The organism is Sphingobacterium sp. UBA5639 (assembly GCF_002421245.1).
Taxonomy (GTDB): Bacteria; Bacteroidota; Bacteroidia; order Sphingobacteriales; family Sphingobacteriaceae; genus Sphingobacterium; species Sphingobacterium multivorum.
In genome coordinates this window covers 158163-179198 of the sequence record NZ_DIJR01000028.1, presented here as the reverse complement: position 1 = coordinate 179198, position 21036 = coordinate 158163, and the positions used below count along the sequence as shown (strand labels likewise).

General features: G+C 40.5%; 14 protein-coding genes. 10 read left to right on the top strand and 4 right to left on the bottom strand.

Annotation, left to right across the window (positions count from 1 at the left end; translation table 11 throughout):
• Nucleotides 1-9: 9 nt before the first annotated feature.
• On the bottom strand, nucleotides 10-1473 hold the full coding sequence (locus tag B4Z90_RS16925; RefSeq protein ID WP_286802824.1) for a VIT domain-containing protein: 1464 nt from the start codon (nucleotides 1471-1473) through the stop codon (nucleotides 10-12).
• 347 nt (nucleotides 1474-1820) lie between these two features.
• Here B4Z90_RS16925 and B4Z90_RS16920 point away from each other — a divergent pair, with 347 nt between their 5' ends.
• On the top strand, nucleotides 1821-3110 hold the full coding sequence (locus B4Z90_RS16920) for an esterase-like activity of phytase family protein (protein WP_070560675.1): 1290 nt from the start codon (nucleotides 1821-1823) through the stop codon (nucleotides 3108-3110).
• 148 nt (nucleotides 3111-3258) lie between these two features.
• On the opposite strand, the gene B4Z90_RS16915 is transcribed toward B4Z90_RS16920, so the two are convergent.
• Together B4Z90_RS16915 and gltB are read right to left on the bottom strand one after the other, a co-directional pair.
• Entirely contained in the window at nucleotides 3259-4719 is a 1461-nt protein-coding gene (locus B4Z90_RS16915) for a glutamate synthase subunit beta (RefSeq protein ID WP_070560674.1), read from the bottom strand.
• Nucleotides 4720-4736: 17 nt separating this feature from the next.
• The gene (gltB, locus tag B4Z90_RS16910) at nucleotides 4737-9251 is read right to left on the bottom strand and encodes a glutamate synthase large subunit (protein WP_070560673.1); all 4515 of its coding nucleotides are present in this window, start codon (nucleotides 9249-9251) and stop codon (nucleotides 4737-4739) included.
• A gap of 303 nt (nucleotides 9252-9554) precedes the next feature.
• Here gltB and B4Z90_RS16905 point away from each other — a divergent pair, with 303 nt between their 5' ends.
• From B4Z90_RS16905 to B4Z90_RS16875, 7 genes are all read left to right on the top strand, one after another.
• Entirely contained in the window at nucleotides 9555-10652 is a 1098-nt protein-coding gene (locus B4Z90_RS16905) for a mandelate racemase/muconate lactonizing enzyme family protein (protein WP_115047246.1), read from the top strand.
• 250 nt (nucleotides 10653-10902) lie between these two features.
• On the top strand, nucleotides 10903-11274 hold the full coding sequence (locus B4Z90_RS16900) for a BlaI/MecI/CopY family transcriptional regulator (protein ID WP_070560671.1): 372 nt from the start codon (nucleotides 10903-10905) through the stop codon (nucleotides 11272-11274).
• Nucleotides 11267-12742 carry an N-acetylmuramoyl-L-alanine amidase gene (locus tag B4Z90_RS16895; RefSeq protein WP_115047248.1) on the top strand — a complete coding sequence of 492 codons (1476 nt, stop codon included), beginning with the start codon at nucleotides 11267-11269 and terminating at the stop codon, nucleotides 12740-12742. Before B4Z90_RS16900 ends, B4Z90_RS16895 begins: the two co-directional genes overlap by 8 nt.
• Nucleotides 12743-12763: 21 nt before the next feature.
• Nucleotides 12764-13633 carry a hypothetical protein gene (locus B4Z90_RS16890; RefSeq protein ID WP_159332732.1) on the top strand — a complete coding sequence of 290 codons (870 nt, stop codon included), beginning with the start codon at nucleotides 12764-12766 and terminating at the stop codon, nucleotides 13631-13633.
• Nucleotides 13634-13762: 129 nt separating this feature from the next.
• A complete protein-coding gene (locus B4Z90_RS16885) occupies nucleotides 13763-14743 on the top strand; it encodes a deoxyhypusine synthase family protein (protein WP_046674101.1) in 981 nt (326 codons plus the stop codon).
• A gap of 91 nt (nucleotides 14744-14834) precedes the next feature.
• On the top strand, nucleotides 14835-15494 hold the full coding sequence (locus tag B4Z90_RS16880) for a hypothetical protein (RefSeq protein WP_236560113.1): 660 nt from the start codon (nucleotides 14835-14837) through the stop codon (nucleotides 15492-15494).
• Between the two features lie 147 nt (nucleotides 15495-15641).
• On the top strand, nucleotides 15642-16217 hold the full coding sequence (locus B4Z90_RS16875) for a non-canonical purine NTP diphosphatase (protein WP_112374049.1): 576 nt from the start codon (nucleotides 15642-15644) through the stop codon (nucleotides 16215-16217).
• Between the two features lie 158 nt (nucleotides 16218-16375).
• On the opposite strand, the gene B4Z90_RS16870 is transcribed toward B4Z90_RS16875, so the two are convergent.
• Nucleotides 16376-18949 carry an OstA-like protein gene (locus B4Z90_RS16870; RefSeq protein WP_236560114.1) on the bottom strand — a complete coding sequence of 858 codons (2574 nt, stop codon included), beginning with the start codon at nucleotides 18947-18949 and terminating at the stop codon, nucleotides 16376-16378.
• A gap of 54 nt (nucleotides 18950-19003) precedes the next feature.
• On the opposite strand from B4Z90_RS16870, the gene tilS reads away from it, so the two are divergent.
• Nucleotides 19004-20335, top strand: coding sequence for a tRNA lysidine(34) synthetase TilS (tilS, locus tag B4Z90_RS16865; RefSeq protein ID WP_115047252.1), 1332 nt, complete (start codon nucleotides 19004-19006; stop codon nucleotides 20333-20335).
• Between the two features lie 192 nt (nucleotides 20336-20527).
• Nucleotides 20528-21022, top strand: a complete 495-nt coding sequence (locus B4Z90_RS16860; protein WP_070560665.1) for a hypothetical protein — start codon at nucleotides 20528-20530, stop codon at nucleotides 21020-21022.
• Nucleotides 21023-21036: the final 14 nt, after the last annotated feature.

Below are 21036 nucleotides of genomic sequence, written 5' to 3'. Positions count from 1 at the left end.
ATAGGTGGTTTAAGGAGAGACTATACTAATCTCTTGCGGTGCTTGTTGCCCATCTCCTACAAGTACGGTGATCTGCTTTAATCCCGGGCTTTTCCCTACGCCTGCGAGAGAAAAATTGGCTTGTACTGGCGTGCCTTTTTGAGGATAAACTTCCTCAAAATCATTTTTTTCTTTTATCCCCAGGTAAATAAGGTCTATCGTATTTAGCTTATGGTACGCTTCAGTTGTTGAGGTATTGGCTAAATTGATCATCTTTCCAAGATGTTTCTGGGAAATTTGTTTTAGGACACCGTAGTCCGATCCATTGGACGAAGTAATGCAATAAACTGGATTGTCAAGGTTGATTTTACTTTGACCAAATGTAGAAAGGCCATCGCTAAACAGCAGGTAATTGTTGGCCTGTATTACACCGGTTTTTATTTGACTATAGTCTGTGCCGCCATCGTAGTCAATTCCTTTGATGTAGTTTTTGAGATCATTCCAATTACCTTGTCGTACCTGAAACGTATGACCTTTTACAAAGCGGATATCCAATAAGCCGAGATCGACAGTCATATTGGGGTTTTCTTTAAAAAAGAGATCTAATAGGGCGAGTTCCTTTTCTATATCTCTATTTTTACTGCTGAGCGAGCGGTCCCATATAATTCCAATACTGTGCCCCCATTTTTTTTGAGTAGATTTTGTCGCGTTTGCCGTTACATTGGCAAGAAAGTAGAAGCTTTTATCCCCATTTTCCTGAAATAGGCCAGATGCTTCCTTGTTGCCTGTCGGCAGTTGAAGAACTAAATTTCGCTGGGATTTAAACTGTTGTTTATGTAAAGAAGCTGTGTAATTGCTGTTATGCTGTGAGAAAGCCAAAGAACCGTCTGGTTTCTCGGTGAAATCTGGCTTATCGGTATTTTGAAAGACATGAATATCCAATGCGAAGTTTTCAATGGGGGAACTATAGTTTAAGGGTAGATGGTAGTACCGAGCCTGATCCGATGTTGTGGTCAGATTTTCTGAATAGCTAATCTGAACGGTACGCTTCCCATTCGCTGGTAAAGGGTAAATTCGAGTTCGGAAATTATTTCCTTCGACTTTTTCCAATAAACCCGGATCAATGCGGCGTGTTTCTATACTTTCAAATACTTCGGTTCCTTTATTCTTATCGACTGGAACTGCTTGTCGTAATTTGCCGTTGATATCTAAGGCGTAGCCGCTCACGGAGACACCTTCGGGCATAGGGAATGTCAGTTCGCCCTCGAGATCGCGGTTGGTCTTGTTATCAAAGACCATTGTCATCGTCGTTTTGGCTATATTTCCGAATATGACGACAGCTATTTTTAGGTCTGCCAATATCACCTTGTTTTGCTGGCCATCGCCATCTTTAATTTTTAAGCTTGGTATTTCGCGTGTAGTTCTGATCTGAGATTTCGTATCCACATTAGAAAATACCAAAATTATGCAAAGGGCAACTATGATCTTTTTCATCTTTCTATTTTTAGTAGGTGAGGGCAGAGAATATACTGTTAATTCGCTGCACAATTAGCTATTTATTCTTGTAGTGATGCCGGGAAATTCAAAATTCCATAATCGAGGATAATTAATTTTTATACCGTGTTTTTTACGGTTGATGCAGTTTATTTAAACTTATGTTAATCATTGGCTAATATTTGGCTTTTATGTTTGCAATACCGTTGGGTTGCCCACTGCGCATGGATTGTGTAGACAAAACCTGCTGTGTTATAGCCTAAGCAAGACGATAAGGATGAAATTTAACTAGTTGAACGTGTCCGGAATATGGATAACAGTAAGCATTATTTGAAAAATTTAGACAGATGAAAAAAATATACAGTGTATTGGCGTTGGCCCTATTATGTGCTTCATGTAGTAAAGATGACGTATCGCAGATTACTGATCCGATTGAACTGACCTATCCCGAAAAGGCCATAGCAACAGATCCCAAAGTATTGATTGATGTTAATGGAGTAAAAGTGTATAATGGGGGTTATGGATCATCGATGGCTCAAGATCCTATTGATAAATCTATATTTTATCTTTTAACGGATAGGGGACCAAATATTGATGGGACGGAAAATGATAGTAAACTATTTGCTTCGCCAACATTTACACCGCAGATCGGTAAATTCAGATTAAAAGACAATACGCTAACATTGGAATCTGTTATCGAATTGAAAAATAAAGATGGTGTGAAATTGAATGGTCTACCAAATCCAGAAGGGAAAGGTGGTTCTGGGGAAAAAGCATTGGGGGTTGATGGTAAAGATCTAGGGAAAAGTGAGGATGGAATCGATTCAGAGGGACTAGCGAGAGCGGCGGATGGTTCTTGGTGGGTCAGTGACGAATACGGACCACATATCGTTCATTTTGACGCTTCGGGAAAGGAAATAGAGCGGATCAATCCGTGGTCTACGGGTAAAAAGTTGCCTTTGGTATTTGCCAAACGTCGTCCTAATCGTGGAATGGAAGGATTGACGCTTACACCAGATGGTAAAACACTGGTCGGAATTATGCAATTTCCACTTTATAATCCATCTAAAGATGCGATTAAAAATTCATTGGCAATCCGTATTGTTACGCTGGATATTGCGAGCGGCGTCACGAAACAATATGTCTATATGATGGAGCGTACCGATTTGCAGGCAGTAAGTGAAATCGCTGCCGTGAGCAATTCAACATTTATTGTATTGGAACGTGACGGGGAATACGCGACAGAAACAACTCGTTCTACTGTATTTAAGAAGATTTATAAAATAGATCTTTCTGGCGCAACAGATATCTCAGATGCGAATAATACGGCAACGGGGAAATTATTTGATGGTAAAACTGTGGAGGAACTCAAAGACGCGGCTACATTGGCAAAATATAATATTAAACCAGTCAATAAGACATTGGTCGCCGATTTAATGACGGATATCAAGGAATTGTATCCGCATGATAAAGCTGAGGGCCTGGCTGTCATTAATCCATCTCTGATCGCGGTATGTAATGATGATGATTTTGGGGTAACGGGAAAAGGTTTTTATGCGACGAAAATATTACCTTGTATAAAGACCGTAGACAAAAACAGTATTTATTTTGTTAAACTTAAGGATCCATTGAAATAGTGGCTAACTATTAATTATAAAAAGGTCCGTTGAATTCTCAACGGACCTTTTTATGTTTTGTGCTGTCCAAGCTTTTATCCTTGTTACGAAGTCTAAACGTAGCTTAGCATATCACTGGTATGATCTCTCTATTGAGAACTTCCTTCTTTTAAGCATTTATTGTTGCCAGGAAGTCCTTGCTTTCAAGCTCTGAATACCCCATTAAGTATTCGTCTACTTTTCGAGCACATTCGCGTCCTTCAGAGATGGCCCAAACAACAAGCGACTGGCCTTTACGGCAATCTCCAGCAGTGAAGATATTATCAATTGTCGTTTGGTAGTCTTTATCATTTGCAAGGATATTTCCTTTTTCATCGACACGTACACCCAATTGTTCTAGGAGCGTATGTTCAGTGTGTTGATAACCAATAGCCAATAAGACGAGGTCTGCTGGTATTTCACGGATCTCGGATTCTCCTAAGCGGGTTCTTTTTCCAAATTCATCAACTTCGTATTGAACCTCTTTGATTTTTATAGCTTTGATATGGCCATCTTCATCTTTAACAAATTCTTGCGTTTCTGTAGCCCAAAGTCTTTCACAGCCTTCTTCCTGAGAAGAGGAGGTTCCGAATGTGAGCTTGTCCATTGGCCAAGGATTGTTCTTTAGACGTTGTTTAGAAGGTGTAGGTTTGCGGGCAATCTGTGTGATACTTTTTGCACGATGACGATTGGATGTACCAATACAGTCTGATCCGGTATCACCATCACCGATGACAACAACATGTTTGTCTGTTGCCAGGATGCGGTCTTGTTCGATAGCAATTCCACTTACTTCTTTATTTTGCTGGGTCAGAAAGTCCATAGCAAAATGTATGCCTTTAGCTTCATGCCCTGGTAATTGCATGTGCCATGGAACGGTAGAGCCTGTTGCCAATATAACAGCATCATAAGCTTTTAATTCATAAAAGCTGATGTCTTTGCCAACTTCTGTATTCACCTTGAATTCTATTCCCGATTCTTTCAGGAGATTGACACGGCGATCGATTACCGATTTTTCTAATTTAAAATCCGGAATACCGTAGCGGAGTAATCCTCCAACCTGATCATCACGTTCGAAAACAACAACATCGTGTCCTGCTTTATTGAGCTGAGCAGCAGCCGCTAGTCCGGCTGGACCGGAGCCCACGACGGCGACGCGTTTGCCTGTTTTTAAATAACTTTTATGTGCTTTGACATAACCCTTTTTAAAAGCAATCTCGATAATATGTTTTTCGATCTCCTCGATAGTGATCGGAGTACTATGTATACCAAGTACACAGGCTGATTCGCATGGTGCCGGACATATTCTACCTGTAAATTCAGGGAAGTTATTGGTGGAGGACAAAATCTGATAGGCCTCTTCCCATTTTCCATCGTATACGGCATCGTTAAATTCAGGGATGACATTGCCCAGTGGACAGCCTGAATGACAAAATGGAATACCGCAGTCCATGCAGCGCGCGGCCTGCTTATTGAGCTCGTTCTCAGAATACCCTTTATTGAATTCTTTATAGTGCTGTACGCGACCTTCAACAGCTTCTTTTGTTGGAAGCACGCGCTCAAATTCTTTAAAACCTGTAATTTTTCCCATGATCTGTGCTTCCTATATTATGCTTCAACTAATTTTTGACGAATGACATTTTTGTATTCTCTCGGGAATACCTTAATGAATTTATTTTTTTCTCTTGACCAATTTTGTAGTATGAAATCTGCTCTACGGCTATTGGTGAGCAAGATATGACGTTTCAGTAAGGCGATAATTGCGGTTTCGTCTTCACTTTCCAATGGATCCAGATCGACCATTTCCTGATTACAGTTTTCGCGGAAATCTTCATTAATGTCGTAGATCCACGCAATACCACCGCTCATTCCGGCAGCAAAGTTACGACCTGTAGCACCCAAGATCAGCGCACGCCCCCCTGTCATGTACTCACAGCCATGGTCACCAACACCTTCAACTACAGCTGTTGCACCAGAGTTACGTACGGCGAAGCGTTCACCGGCCTGTCCGTTGACGAATAGATGCCCAGATGTTGCTCCAAATAGTGCAACGTTGCCAATAATGATATTATCTTCCGGTACTAGAGCACTTTCTGCAACTGGATAGATGGCTAACTGAGCTCCTGATAGTCCTTTTCCAACATAGTCATTGGCTTCACCTTGTAATTCAAATGAAAGACCTTTCGTTGAAAATGCACCAAAACTCTGTCCGGCAGAACCTTCAAATTTGAAATTGATGGTATTGTCTGGAAGACCTTCTGAACCATAAAGTTTTGAAATTTCATTGGACAGCATGGTTCCGATGGTACGGTCTGTGTTTTTTACTTTAAATGTGCCAAATACAGGCGTTTTGCTTTCTAAAGCCAACTTGGATTGTTTTAATAAGCCCCAATCCAAAATCATGGCCATACCGTGATCCTGCTCTTCGGTATTGTATAACGATTGTCCAGGCTCGTTGCGTTCCACATGTAGAATGTCTGTGAAATCAATTTTCTTAGCTTTCCAATGGTCTATATTTTCCCGTTTCTTTAAGAACTGAGCCCGCCCGACCATCTCGTTGATGGTGCGGAAGCCAAGATAAGCCATCGTTTCACGGACTTCCTCTGCTAGGAAGGTAAATAAGTTGACAATATCTTCTGGTTTTCCAGAGAATAATTTACGCAGTTCTGGATCTTGCGTTGCAACACCCACAGGGCATGTATTCAAGTGGCATTTACGCATCATGATACAGCCACCGGCAACCAATGCTGCTGTAGATACGCCCCATTCCTCAGCGCCCAATAGTGTGGCGATGATGATGTCACGACCTGTTTTTACCTGACCGTCCGCCTGCAACACAACGCGACTGCGCAATTTGTTTTTAACAAGTGTCTGATGCGCTTCTGCAAGCCCTAATTCCCAAGGCAATCCAGCGTGTTTGATTGAACTGATCGGGGATGCACCTGTACCACCATCAAAACCTGCGATAAGAATCACGTCGGCATGGGCCTTCGCCACTCCGGCAGCAATGGTACCAACACCCGCTTTAGAGACCAACTTTACGTTGATTCTTGCTTGACGGTTAGCATTCTTTAGGTCAAAGATCAGCTGCGCTAAATCTTCGATGGAGTAAATATCGTGATGGGGTGGTGGTGAAATTAGACCGACACCCGGTGTAGAGTGTCTGGTTTTTGCAATCCAGGCATCCACTTTGGCGCCGGGTAATTGACCTCCTTCTCCCGGTTTGGCACCTTGCGCCATTTTGATTTGTAGTTCGTCTGCTTGTGTCAGATAGTTGGAAGTAACACCAAAACGAGCCGAGGCAACCTGTTTTATTGCCGAGCGCATAGAATCTCCATTTGGAAGCGGTTGATAACGCAATTCATCTTCGCCGCCTTCACCGGTGTTCGATTTTGCGCCGATGCGGTTCATGGCGATGGCAAGGGTGCTATGCGCTTCGTGGGAAATTGATCCAAAAGACATCGCACCGGTTGCGAAACGTTTTAGAATTTCACTAGCAGGTTCTACTTGCTCCAATGGAATAGAATTGCGATGTTTTGCAAAGTCCAACAATCCGCGAAGGGTAAACATGTGTTCTTTTTGCTCATTGATTTTCTGCGCGTATTTTTTATAGGTCGCATAATCTCCAGTGCGACAGGCTTGTTGCAATAGGTGAATCGTGTCTGGATTCCAAAGGTGGCCTTCACCACGACGCTTCCATTGATAAATACCGCCTTCTGGCAATAGATTTTGTGGAGTACGGCTTTTTTCAAATCCGCGCCAATGTTTTGAAAGAGCTTCTTTAGCCAGATCATCCAAAGTCATACCGCCGATACGTGAGACAGCTCCGCAAAAGAATTTATCGACAACAGACTTGTCAATACCAAGTACCTCAAAGATCTGTGCACCGTGGTAGGATTGCAATGTGGAGATCCCCATTTTGGAGAAAATTTTCAACAAACCATTGTTAACGGCTTTGACGTAATTTTTGGATAGTTCAGGCCAAGTCAGTTCGGTATCCAAGGTGTTTTGTTCCTTCATGGTACGGATACTTGCCAAGGCCATATAAGGATTGATCGCTGTGGCACCGAATGCCAATAGGCAGGCAAAATGGTGTACTTCCCAAGCATCACCGGCTTCGACCACTAGGCCTACAGCACCACGATTACCTGTTTTGATCAAGTGGTGATGGACTGCCGAAACAGCAAGTAATGAAGGTATAGCTGCATGTTTGGAGTCAATCGCACGATCCGAAAGAATGAGTACTTCAAAACCATCACGTACAGCATCATCCGCATAGCGGCACAAGCGTTCCAGACCGGCTTCCAATGATCCAGGTTTACCATCTGAGCGGAAGTAAGACTGGATGGTTTTTGCTTGGAACAATCCTGTATCGATCGAACGCAATTTCTCCAGTTCTTTGGAGGTCAGGATCGGATGCGGTAAGGTTACACAGTGACAGAATTTCTTGTCTTCGATTAGGATATTGCCTGCGTTACCGATAAATGTTGCTAAACTCATGACCAAGCGTTCGCGAATCGGATCGATCGGTGGGTTGGTTACTTGGGCAAAAAATTGCTTAAAATAACTTGAAATATGTTGTGGTTGATCGGAAAGAATGGCTAGCGGAACATCGGACCCCATGGAGCCTGTTGGTTCGTATCCTGTCAATGCCATTGGGGTCAGGATGGTTTCTAGATCCTCGCGGGAGAAACCAAATGTCTTTTGATATTTGAAAACAGAATCTTTGGAAAGATAGGTGTAGGTTACACGAGGTTCTTCCAGTTCTTCTAGCTTAATTTTATAGTTGTCCAACCAATCACTATAAGGCTGTTGGTTGATCAATTGATCTTTTACTTCGTTATCGGTGAGGATACGGCCTTGTTCCATGTCGACAAGGAAAATCTTGCCTGCTTGTTGACGGCCTTTTTTGATGATGGTAGACTCCTCGATCGGAAGTGCCCCTGCTTCAGAAGCAACAACGACGCGGTCGTCTGAGGTTACGGCATAACGTAGCGGGCGTAAGCCGTTGCGGTCTAATGTAGCACCAATATGCTTGCCATCGGTGAAGCAGAGTGCTGCAGGACCATCCCAAGGCTCCATCAAGGTTGCGTGATATTCGTAGAAAGCACGTTTTAAAGGATCCATTTGCGTATTGCCATCCCAAGCCTCAGGGACCAACATCAACATCACATGGGTGAGACTACGTCCGCTATGTAAAAGAAGTTCGGCTACATTGTCAAGGCAGGCAGAATCTGATTGACCACGGTCAACAATAGGAAGTAAGATTTCCATCTCTTCTTCCGTAAAATACGGCGATGATAAAGCGCGCATACCGGCGTAAAACCAATTCAGGTTACCTGTCAATGTATTGATCTCGCCATTGTGTGCCAGCATACGGAATGGCTGAGCGAGGGACCATGAAGGAAAAGTATTGGTGGAAAAGCGCGAGTGAACTAAGCCAAAAGCAGATACCACACGAGGATCGCGTAAATCAAGATAATAAGTTCCGACCTGGTATGTTGTTAATTGACCTTTGTAAATAATTGTTTTGCAAGAAAGCGATGCAAAGTAAAGGGGGAGAGGGTATTCTTGTTGTTGTTTAACTTTTTGAATGATCAGGCGACGTAGTACAAAAAGTTTGCGTTCAAATTCTTCAGTGTTTGAAACGCCGTCCGGTCTGCTAACAAAAAATTGGACTATTTCAGGTTCTGCACTGAGCGCTGTTGGTCCAATACCTTCACGATTGACTGGTACTGGACGGTAGCCAAGGAATTTCATACCCCTTTCTGCTGCCGCTTCCTCAATCAAATCCCGACATATTTTGTTCATGTCTTCTTCTTTTGGAAGAAAGACCATACCTGTGCCATAATAACCTGGCTCTTCCAATTGTATACCCAAGTTGATACATTCTTCCCATAAAAATTCATGGGGAAGCTGGATCATGATACCCGCTCCATCACCGCTTTCTGGGTCACAGCCACAAGCACCACGGTGCTCCATATTCTCCAACATGGTTAATGCATCTTTTACTTGTGCGTGTGATTTATTCCCTTTGATATGGGCGACAAAGCCTACCCCACAGGCGTCATGCTCAAAATTAGGGTCGTAGAGGCCCTCCGTTTTCGGTCTTTGTTGAATCATCTTTCCTTTTCAAATATTATACATTGCTAATATAGGAATAAAAAACGGAAATATTATAAATATTATAATGAAAATGTATTTAGTTTGATTTTATCATTTCTTTTGATATGTTTTATTGCCGATATTGTATTTGATATTCGCCGCAGTCAATTCAGTTTGATGCATCGCTGAATAATGCAACATTTGGCAATATTTTTTGTGGGATATGGAAAAATCATCCCAAGATTGCAAGAATATATATAAATTAGGCAAAGTATTGCATATCCTTTATGCTGTATCGACATGGCTTAACTAAAGAGTGAGATGAAAATAACTGAAATTGAAATTTATCGACTAAGCATTCCTATGGAACCTTTTGTTATCGCAACAGGGACGATGGATTATGCGCAAAATACTTTTATACGTATATATACAGATGCTAATATATATGGTGTGGGCGAATGTTCTGCCTTTCCGATGATCGTAGGAGAAACACAAGATACTTGTTTAGTTCTGGCACGGGATTTTGCAAAGATTTGGAAGGGGCGCGATCCTTTGGCTATAGAAGAGCGTTTGGCAGAATTGGACATATATATCGCCGGTAACAAGACGATCAAATCAGCTTTTGATATGGCCTTGCATGATCTGGCGGCCAAACATGCTGGTCTGCCACTTTATCAATTTCTAAAGGGAGCGAAGCGAGAGATTACGACAGATATCACCTTGGGAATTGCGTCTCCAGAAGAGATGGCGTTGAAAGCAAAACGTTTACAGAGCGAAGGTGCGGTCATGTTGAAAGTTAAGTTGGGAAAGGATCCAAAAACAGATATTGCGCGTATACGTGAAATACGTAAGGCTGTTGGATTCGAAATGCCTATTCGTGTTGATGCAAACCAAGGCTGGTCTTATGAGGAGGCATTAGAAGCATTACAGGGGTTGGAACCTTATAAGATACAATTTTGCGAGCAACCGATGCGTACATGGGACGACGAATATTTACCGCAATTGCGTGCAGAAACAATTGTTCCCGTGATGGCGGATGAATCCGTTTATTCTCACCATGACGCAGAGCGTCTCTGCAAAGCGGATGCTTGCGATTATATCAATATTAAATTTTCGAAATCAGGAGGCATACAGGAAGCCTTAAAAATTAACCATATTGCAGCGGAATACGGTATTACTTGTATGATCGGAGGGATGTTGGAATCTCGCTTGGCTTTAGCAGCTAAAGTACATTTCGCTTATGCAGCACCGAATGTCAAGTTTTTTGATCTGGACACCTGTATGGTTGGCCATCTGAAGGACCCTGTTATAGGTGGTATTCAATATGATGGATACAAAATACATATCTCAGACCAAATTGGAATCGGAGCAGATATGGAACAGACATTTTTAGATCAATGCGAGAAATGGATCATTTAAATTGAAGAAATATGAATAGTATGAACTGGGGAATAGGGACACAAGAGATTATTGTCCTGATTATTATCGTTATCTTTTTGATAGCGGCCTATTTGTTTTTCTCTAAGTTGTTGAAAAAGTAGGTTTTAATTGCCTTTTTTTGATTGAATTCCTTCGATGAACTTATTTTTCAGTTTTATAACTTATTTTTAAGTTGTAAAACTGAAAAATAAGTTATAGCTTTATGTTAGTATAAACAACGCATCAAATTATGGAAGAATTAACAAAAAAAGAAGAGGAAGTCATGCAGGTGATCTGGAAACTCAACGAGGTCTTTGTCAAAGATATTATTGAGTATCTGGATCCAAGCAGTTCAATTCCTTATAATACAATCTCCTCGATTGTAAGAATATTGGAAAAGAAAGGGTATGTAGGTTATAAGGCCTTCGGAAAAACTTACCAATATTATCCTTTGATTTCGAAGATGCAATACCGGAAATTATCATTCTCGAGAGTGCTCGATCATTATTTTGATGATTCGGTAGAGAATTTACTCTCTTTTATGGTAAAAGAAAAGAAGCTTTCGGCGGAGGATATTCAGAAAATAGAACAACTCATCAAAAAACAAGAAGATCATGAATAGCTTACTTTATTATTTATTTGAAGTTAACTGCAGTCTGGTAATCGGGGCAGTTCTTTATTTTCTGGTATTCAGACAGCTTTCATTTTTTCAATGGAACCGTTATTTTATCCTAGGTTTATGTTTGTTGAGTCTGCTTCTGCCATTTGGAACTGTACGTTTGGGTGAATTATTTCTTCCGTCGGCAAGTCCGGCTCTCGCTTTTGGACAATCCAATACACTAACTCATTCCATCGGAACTGCGAGTGGTCTCGTGTCAGAAGTAGAAATGGCCGATTCTTTCTGGCATTCTTTTTCGATCGGATATGGCATTGCTTATGGTTATCTGCTTGTATCTTTTGTATTGTTGTGCCGCTTTGCGTTTCGCTATATCCGCTTGTACCGTCGAATTGGACAGTTAAGTCAGTATAAATTTGACGGATTTACAATGGTTGCTCCTTTTGGACATTATGCGAATTGTTCTGTGCAGCATGTCATTGTTATGGAAGAGGATCAGCTCGATACGCCAGAAGGTAAATTGATTTTTGAGCATGAGCGTCAGCATATTGTTTTTAACCATTGCCGGGATAAATGGTTGATAGAAATTTTTCGTTGCCTTTATTGGCTAAATCCATTTGTTTATTGGTTGCGTAGACAGCTGTATTTGCTGCATGAATATCAGGTTGATGAGGTGTTGGCCAATCGATATGGTAATAGCGGCTATGCCCGTTTTCTACTGACTCAAACACAGCAGCCATGTCCCACTGGGTTGCAGAGTAGTTTATTTAAGAATAGACATGAGTTGGTGGAGCGGGTACAGGTTATGATGTCAAAACCTTCCTCCAAAAAGGCAAGATGGCAGTACGTATTGACCATTCCATTACTAGGTCTTTCACTGTTATTTTACTCTTTTATTAATCCACCGAAGAGCACTTGGTTTTCTACTTCTTTAAAAGAAGGAAGTAATCGGTCTAAAACGATCATTCTTGACCCCGGACATGGAGGAAAAGACACGGGTGGTATTTCATCTTTCGGATTGGAAGAAAAATCATTGACCTGGGAAACCTGTTTGCTTTTGAAACAGGAGCTGGAGCGCAAGGGGCACAAAGTCGTATTGTCAAGAGCGGCTGATGAATATAAATTACTCGGAGACCGATCGAACGTTGAAGGGGATTTATTGTTATCAATCCATTTCGACAATGTAAAGGGCAAACAATCTCTTCCTATACGAATATTATATCAGTCGGGGGTTAGTCATACGATGCTAGAAGAGCTTAACCGCAAATTTGCGTTTAGTTTGGGCCAAATGTTGCAACAGAATGGACTGGCTGCGGGTACTCCAGCGATAAATACAAAGCTTGCAATTTTACGCGGTGCTAAAATACCGGCGCTTCTCCTTGAGCTGGAGAACATCAATGCCATTGATAAAAACGTAAAACCTGAATTTATCCATAAACTAGCACAGGCTATAGACCAAAGCTTTGAAGACTAAGCGTTAATTTTCGTAGATATCATGAAGTTTAGGATACTTATAGGGTTATCCATGGCATTGCCATGTCTGTTATCGGCGCAAATAGTCCCCAAAACTAAACAGCAATTAATCGACAGCACGATGCTGCGAAATACTGGATCCGATTCAAGGAGGATAGATACAGTGCTTGTTGAGGGATCAGGGCCTCTCGAACAGCAACTTTTGGATCGGGTCCGTATTCGAACGGACAGCAATCCCGTTTTATTGAATGGAAATACGTTGGCTGTTTTAAATGCCATTCCGAGTATACAGGTAGACGAATTAGGCAATTTTTCTTTACAGGGAAAAACGGGCGTGTTGATTACCGTCAACGGCAAGCAGACCTATCTCAACGGAACCTCTTTGATCGCCTATTTAAAATCTATCCCGGCAAGCTCTTTAGAGAGCATTGATCTCATGACCATTCCACCAGCAAAATGGAGTGCGGAAGGGGCCGGTGGAGTAATTGATATTCGTATCAAAAAGGATGTCCTGAAAGGTCTAACAGGAAATGTTTTTTTAGGAGCATCAAAAGGAAGGCTTTGGAAATGTAATAATGGCGTGGGGCTGCAGTATGGAATGAAGAAATGGACCTTAAACTCCAGTTTTTCCGTTGCACGCTCTTCGAATTATTTTGATGTTGACCGTAGGCGTGAACTTGCGTATCGTGAAAATGTTCATTATGTGATCGGACAGCTGAATAAAGAGACGAATAGTACGCAGGAATTAAATGGTCGTTTGGGCATGAGTTATCGAATCGACAAGCAGTCGTCTATTGAATTGAACTGGAATTATCTTCGCAATAATTATGAGGAGATAGGCGTCTATCAAAATGATTTTTCAGCCGATGGAACATTTATAAGTGCAGCCTAGGAATACGATTCCTTTTACATTTGTTAAAAAAATGTGGTCTATACGTGTTTTAAATCTCTATTGGGACGAAAATAGATTATATTCAGTACCTTTGCGGTACTTATTATTTTATAAAAGTTAGAAAATATCATGAGTACTCAAAAAGGACCTATTTCTCAATTTATTGAGCATAATTACCGTCACTTTAACGCAGCTGCATTAGTAGACGCTGCAAAAGGTTACGAGGAGCATCTGTTGGATGGTGGAAAAATGTTGATCTCTTTGGGGGGTGCAATGTCTACTGCCGAATTGGGTGTTTCTTTAGCAGAAATGATCCGTCAAGATAAAGTACACTTTATTTCTTGTACTGGTGCCAATTTGGAAGAGGACGTGATGAACCTTGTCGCACACTCACACTACAAAAGAATTCCGAATTATAGAGATTTGACAGCTGAGCAAGAAAGAGAGCTATTGGATAATCACTATAATCGTGTTACAGATACTTGTATTCCAGAAGAGGAAGCTTTTCGTCGTCTGCAAAAACATCTCGAGGATGTTTGGCATGCTGCTGAAGCTAAAGGTGAGCGTTACTTACCACATGAGTTTCTTTATCAAGTTGTTAACTCGGGTGTGTTGGAACAATATTATGAGATCGACCCAAAAGATTCTTGGATTGTTGCAGCCGCTGAGAAAAATTTACCGATCGTATGTCCGGGATGGGAAGATTCAACGACAGGTAATATCTTCGCTTCCAATGTGATAAAAGGTAAATTGAAAGCAAGTACAGTAAAATCGGGTATCGAATACATGATTTACTTGACAGAGTGGTACCGTAACAACTCCGCAGGTAAAGGTGTTGGATTTTTCCAAATCGCAGGCGGTATTTCTGGTGACTTCCCAATCTGTGTAGTTCCGATGATGTATCAGGATCTTGAATGGGAAGAAGTACCTTTCTGGGCTTATTTCTGTCAGATTTCGGATTCAACTACTTCGTATGGTTCTTACTCTGGTGCTGTTCCAAACGAGAAAATCACTTGGGGCAAATTAGATATTGATACACCTAAATTTATCGTAGAATCTGACGCGACGATCGTTGCGCCATTAATTTTCTCCTATATCTTAGGTCATTAATCTTTTTGACATATAGAAAGGAGCGATTCTTCGCTCCTTTTTCTTTTCCCTTTTTCTTCTTTATCTTTACGGTCTAATATTTCTTTTCCCGATGAGCAATCTTACAACAGATAATCCCGTTGCACTTCAGACCTTAATGGATGAAACAATCTTTGGAAATGGTTTTGATTTTAAAGCCGATCTGTCTGTACATCCTTTACAGGAGGAGAACAGTACTCATGTGCAATATGCTGCCCCCTCATCATCGACAACGAAGGATACCTCGTATGTGGCAGTGGGGGTAGGTGCGGAGCAGGCCGCTATGGCTATTGAGTCCGGCAGGGTTGGCGATACTGTTGACAATCTGGAGGTATTGGGAGGTGAATTTATTTATCAAGGAAATAAGGATCAGGGCATACTATTTATATTGCGCTACGAGCAATATCCCTACTTTTCTCCCGCAGCATTGGACGCTTTTGAAAAAACAATTGGTGCCTTGAAATTGACTAAAGAGACCGTTGCGGTACTCAATTTGGCAAATCCCCATAATCCGAATGATTTTAAGCGCATTATGCAGTTTTTTCAACCGACTAAGATTATATTGTTGGGTGTGGAACCCGCGTCTTTGAAACTTCCATTTATTGAACATAATTCCTACATGAAAGGCCGTATTGCAACGGTTTTTAATACGTTCAGTTTTGAAGAGATGTTTGTCGATGTAAATAAAAAGAAGCTGTTCTGGAACGAATTTAAGACCTTTATTGTTTCCTGATTTTATCAGATACTTGTTCTGAATAAAAATTGGGGTTTAATGCTTATTTTTGGGGGCGTGAATTCATGGAAAGATAGTAACATACTACAACGTGAGGAGCACTGTCAACAAAGAGAAAGAACAAACAAAAAGCTAAATTTGAAGAAGATGCTAGAACTTGTATTTGCAACCAATAATGCCCATAAATTGGAGGAAGTCCAAGCGATCGTGGGAAGTGCTTTTATCATTAAGAGTTTAAATGATATTGACTGTAGCGATGATATTCCAGAGACAGGAGAGACCTTTGAGGAAAATGCCAAGCAGAAAACAGATTATTTGGTTAATAAATATGGACTTTACTGTTTTGGAGATGACTCAGGTTTGGAAATTGATGCATTAAATGGCGAACCGGGAGTTTATTCAGCACGTTATTCGGGATCAAGGGATATGGAAAAGAATATTGATCTTGTCCTACAAAAATTAGGCGATAACACCAATCGTACAGCGAGATTCAAAACAGTTATTTCATTATATTTGAATGAGCAGCAGCACTTTTTTGAAGGAAGTATCGAGGGGAAAATTATTGAAGAACGTAGAGGTATTGATGGCTTTGGTTATGATCCTATTTTTATTCCGAATGGCTATGATAGGACGTTTGCCGAAATGACAGCGGCAGAAAAAAATAGCATTAGCCATCGAGCGATTGCAGTTGGTAAACTTGCTACATATTTAAAAACGAAATAGGTTAATAACTACCTCATTTGAGTTATAAATAGAAATTTTCATTTCTCTGAGCTAAGGAATGAGTGCGTCTGATACGATCAGGAGATAGCCTTAAATTAAAAAAGCAGCGCAAAACAATTTGTTTTGCGCTGCTTTTTTGTGCGACTCAGTATTGACGGTTATTTAGCTTTTACTTTTGTTTGAATACTATCTTGAGCAGGTATTATCGCCGATTTATTGGTTGTTGAGTCAGACTTCGCAGCTGCTTTGTCGGTTGCGGTCTTTACATTTGTTTTTGTAGCGCTAACTTTATCCGTTGTTTCAGATGGCTTAGCTGTTTTGGTTACAGCGTTTGTTTTATTGTTTGCAGCACCCACCTCTTTTTCTTCCTCGAGCGTTTCGGTAGTACCAGCTTTCTTAGCGGCACCTTTTTGAGGAGTCGTTGTTTTATCGCCTTTTTTAATAGACTTCATTGTCCCGGATTCTTCACCTTCTGGTGCAGTCGGAACCGTAAATGACGCTTTTGAAAGATCCCTTTTTCGATTTAATAAATCATTTTTTGATTTAGGTCGATCTTCGGGACGCCAGGTGAAATTCGGAAGAAATTCTTTGTCGGCCGTGACTTCAGCAATGGGATAGACTTTGCCATCCACTTTTCGAATAGATACATATTCCTTCAACTTATTATCTTCCATCAAGATCTTGAAACGACTGCTTCGATCATGTACAAGCTCAGTGGTTACATTGGTCTTTTCATCAATATTGTAAAAGATATTTTCTGCATTGCCATCAACAAACAAACGTTCCATACGGTTATTGGTGAAAAAGCTGGTAATCTTACGGCCCTTAATCTGATTGAACTTTAATGAGTCGCTTGTTGCGTTCACCATGAAAGCATTACCGACGAGTAAGGAATTGTCCAATTTCTGATTCTTTACCTGTAAAAATATGGTATCTCCGGAGATTTGTGAGTTTTCGGCCCACATCATTGGTTTTCCCATCAGCCTGAACATCGAATCTTGCATACCATAATACATAGAATCTGCTACAGCCTGCAAGTCTGATTTAAATAATCGTGCATTATAGTAGGCTTTTATAATCCGTGTTTTAGCAGTATCCTGTGCGAGAGAATCTCTTCTATTCTCTTGGGCATTTTTTAAAGCTGCTCCCATCAATTTATCGGATTCACCGCCTTTGGGGATGATCGCTTTTTTACGCAAAACACTATCAGCCTTGAGGTTTTTTTCAATTTCTATCTTGTTTTGATCGCCGACAATAACTGGTGTTTTCTTTGGTGCAATCGGTTTTTTATTTATAAGTGTATCTTGTACTTTTTTAATGCTCTTTTCAAGAACCGGTTTGTCACTGTCTTTTTTAGACAAACTGTCTATTCCCTTGTGAAGGTTAACTCTTGTGTTATCTGATGTACCAGTAGAATCAACTGTTGTTGAGCTGGAATCCTGGTCACCATAATCGACTTCATTGTCATCTTCAATAGCCCCACCTTCACGATTCAATTTAAAATCTTTTGCAATATAATCTCGGCGAAATATCATCTGTGAGAAGAGGGTGTCGGCTGTCATAAAAACAGAATCGACTTGTGAATCAGCCTTAAGGGTTTTACTATTATCGCTTTTGATATTCTTACCTGGATGTTCCTTTTCTTCTAGAACAACTTGCGATGTGGCTTTATTTGATTTGAGTTCATCTTTGTTTTGTTCTTTTTCAATCTTCTTCAATTCCTTGGCTTCATTTTTTCGCTCTTTCTCCGATTTTTGTTGGGCAGGAGACAAAGAAGATACAGAATCTTTTTGTGTTGAATCTTTTTTGACCACCGAAATAATCAGGGGTTTGTCTGTCATTGTAATGGATTCGTTCCTCCCGTTGTACAAACCAAATCCACCATAGGCGTAAAATTTGTCTAAGGTATCAACAAAGACCACATTTTTTACGGCTTTACCGATTCCCACTTGTCTATCGTAGAATAGGCTGTCTCCTTTAAGAAACTTTGTCCCTTCTGTGTAGAGGTTGTTTTTAGAGAAATAAGCCTGGCCCGTTGCCATATGGTATCGGCCTTTTTCAGTATACAGGTTTTCCCCTTTATTTCCCTTGATATTCGTGGGACCATAGAAATCAGTAATGCGTGTATTACCATTATATTTCATGGAGTCTGTGTAGACTTTTACATTGGTCGATCGAACCACAACTTTTTGATTGAAATAAGATTCCCCTGTATTTTCGAAATAAGTAGCTCGCTGGCTTGTAATTGTATCGCTTCCTGATAGAATACGCCCGCCGCTGTAATAATTGCCGATTTTACTTCGCATATTGTAGACAAGATGATCGGTCGTTAATACCGATCCACTAGTGCTGACCATTCGAACAGCGCCTGTAAGCGTAGCGAGCTGCATTGCTGCTTCATAATGTAATTTATTGGAAAATATCTGTGTACCGTCGCGTTGAGTAATGATTACGTTTCCAAAGGCTTCAAAAAATTGTCGGCCAATGTTGTCTTTATGTAAATAGCCACTATCTGATGATAGCGTTGAACCTACATGTTCATAGACTGGACGGTAAAACAAAATATTGCCGTCTTTCCCAGTAATAATATGGGATGACGAAAGAAGCTTTAGTTCATCCTGTTTCTGTGCTTGGACCGACAAGCCAGTTAAAATAAATACAATAAGTGTATAAATGTATTGTTTCACAAGGGCAAAAATATGGATTTTAATTGCTACTTCACTGGATTTCACAAATTTTAAGAGTTGAATTTATCATTCGGACAAAATATACCGTAACTTTGTTCTATGAATGTGCTGGAAAGACTAATGGGCTATATTGAAAAGGAGCATTTGTTGATGCCTCATGATAAAATATTGCTTACGGTGAGTGGGGGAAAGGACTCGATGTTAATGGCACATTTATTTGCAAAAGCAGGGTATACTATTGCGATTGCACATTGCAATTTTCAATTAAGAGGAACAGAATCTGATGAGGATGAAGCTTTAGTTCGGAAATTTGCAACGGAAAATAATGTTCCAATATACGTGAAGCACTTTGATACAAAAGCTTACGCAAAGGACCATCAGATTTCGATTCAAATGGCGGCCCGGGAACTTCGCTATACTTGGTTTGAGAAATTGCGACATGAACTGCAGTTCGATCGAATTGCAGTAGCCCAGCATCTGAACGATCATATCGAAACGGTACTCCTGAACCTTTCACGTGGAACGGGTCTCCAAGGACTCCAGGGTATTTTCCCTATCCGGGAACGCATCATTCGGCCACTACTTTTTCTGAAAGCAAGCGAGATTGAACATTTTGTTGATATGTATGGGATTGCTTATCGAGACGATCAATCCAACTTTTCAACAAAATATGCGCGTAATAAAATAAGAATTGATATCATCCCACATTTTAAAAAACTTCAGCCAGATTTTGAGATAGTCTTCGAGCAGAATATCAATCATTTTAAGGAATCTTATCAGCTGTTGCAGCAATTTGTGGAGCCTATCCGGAGAAAGCTGTTTTATCCTATAGATGAGGGCTGGGGAGTTCGGAAAGAAGACCTGGAACCCTATATGGATAATTTGCCTTTACTCTATGAGTTGTTTTCGGCTTTTAATTTCTCAAAGGCGGTACTAAGTGATCTTCAACAGGCTTGGACGAGAGAGTCTGGGCGTATTTTTCAATCCGATGCCTACCATATGCTCTTGGATAGAAATGAGCTTTTTATTCGTGAAAAGGAATTTATTTCTCCCGACGAGGCTTTAATCACCTCCGAAACTTCAACTGTGGAGTGGAAACACTATTGTTTTCATGCCAATGTTTCTGCGGATCTAGCTATCGTCAAAGCGAGTGAGGTTGCAAAGCTGGATTATGATGTATTAGTTTTCCCGCTCACGATTCGATCATGGAAAGTTGGCGACAGCTTTTATCCTTTAGGTATGGAAGGGCGGAAGAAGTTGAGCGATTTTTTTATCAATAAGAAGATCAGCTTATTTGAAAAAGAAAATATTCCGATCGTAGTGAATGGAAATGGAGATATCCTATGGGTAGCCAATTATCGCATGGACAATCGTTATAAAATTACCACCAATACAAAAAAAGTCCTTACTTTAGTTTGCAAAACTGATTAGCAGCAAAAATTGCTGATGTTAATCAGCGCCAAGGGTCTCTGTTTTGAGAATTAATGCCATATGCTTGATAGTCCAAACAATGGGCCCTGGAGGTGACAAAATCTATAGAAGTAAAAACGAAGTTATTGAGAAGCTCTGCTATTAGAAAACAATGGTGTGAAGTCTCCAAATTAATAGCTAAATCTTAAGTAAATGAAAGAAGGTGTACTTTATTCGGAAAATCAATATTTAGGTCGTGACCGTGTTTGGATAAGCGTGCGTTTGGTGCTCGTACTTTTTTGCTTCACAGCATTTTATTTGAATTTAGACCATTTGATATCGAGTCAATTGTTCTTTATCGTAGGAGTAGGTATTATCATCACGTCCATTGTCATGATGTATATGGTATTATTCCGTACGGAAGTATTTCAAGACCATATACTGATTAGTGGACTATGGTCTACTCGTGTCGTCAAAATCGATCTTGCCTCTATTACAAAAATAGAAAAGGCGCCTTATAGCACATTCTTTTTCAATAATCCGGTTTATAACCTGCATACAAAAGGAAAGATTAAATTCTTTGCTGGTGGCAAAAATGCTGTTTTTTTAACAGATAAAGATGGTCTTACTTACGTATTGGGAACACAGCGCCAAGAAGAGCTCTATCGAATAATTATGGAAACAAAAGGGCGATTAGGAAAGTCTTAAAATTTGTTAATAAA

Coding starts and splice junctions, on each gene's coding strand:
- B4Z90_RS16925 (WP_286802824.1), bottom strand. CDS start 1,473: ATGAAAAAGATCATAGTTGCCCTTTGCATAATTTTGGTATTTTCTAAT.
- B4Z90_RS16920 (WP_070560675.1), top strand. CDS start 1,821: ATGAAAAAAATATACAGTGTATTGGCGTTGGCCCTATTATGTGCTTCA.
- B4Z90_RS16915 (WP_070560674.1), bottom strand. CDS start 4,719: ATGGGAAAAATTACAGGTTTTAAAGAATTTGAGCGCGTGCTTCCAACA.
- gltB (WP_070560673.1), bottom strand. CDS start 9,251: ATGATTCAACAAAGACCGAAAACGGAGGGCCTCTACGACCCTAATTTT.
- B4Z90_RS16905 (WP_115047246.1), top strand. CDS start 9,555: ATGAAAATAACTGAAATTGAAATTTATCGACTAAGCATTCCTATGGAA.
- B4Z90_RS16900 (WP_070560671.1), top strand. CDS start 10,903: ATGGAAGAATTAACAAAAAAAGAAGAGGAAGTCATGCAGGTGATCTGG.
- B4Z90_RS16895 (WP_115047248.1), top strand. CDS start 11,267: ATGAATAGCTTACTTTATTATTTATTTGAAGTTAACTGCAGTCTGGTA.
- B4Z90_RS16890 (WP_159332732.1), top strand. CDS start 12,764: ATGAAGTTTAGGATACTTATAGGGTTATCCATGGCATTGCCATGTCTG.
- B4Z90_RS16885 (WP_046674101.1), top strand. CDS start 13,763: ATGAGTACTCAAAAAGGACCTATTTCTCAATTTATTGAGCATAATTAC.
- B4Z90_RS16880 (WP_236560113.1), top strand. CDS start 14,835: ATGAGCAATCTTACAACAGATAATCCCGTTGCACTTCAGACCTTAATG.
- B4Z90_RS16875 (WP_112374049.1), top strand. CDS start 15,642: ATGCTAGAACTTGTATTTGCAACCAATAATGCCCATAAATTGGAGGAA.
- tilS (WP_115047252.1), top strand. CDS start 19,004: ATGAATGTGCTGGAAAGACTAATGGGCTATATTGAAAAGGAGCATTTG.
- B4Z90_RS16860 (WP_070560665.1), top strand. CDS start 20,528: ATGAAAGAAGGTGTACTTTATTCGGAAAATCAATATTTAGGTCGTGAC.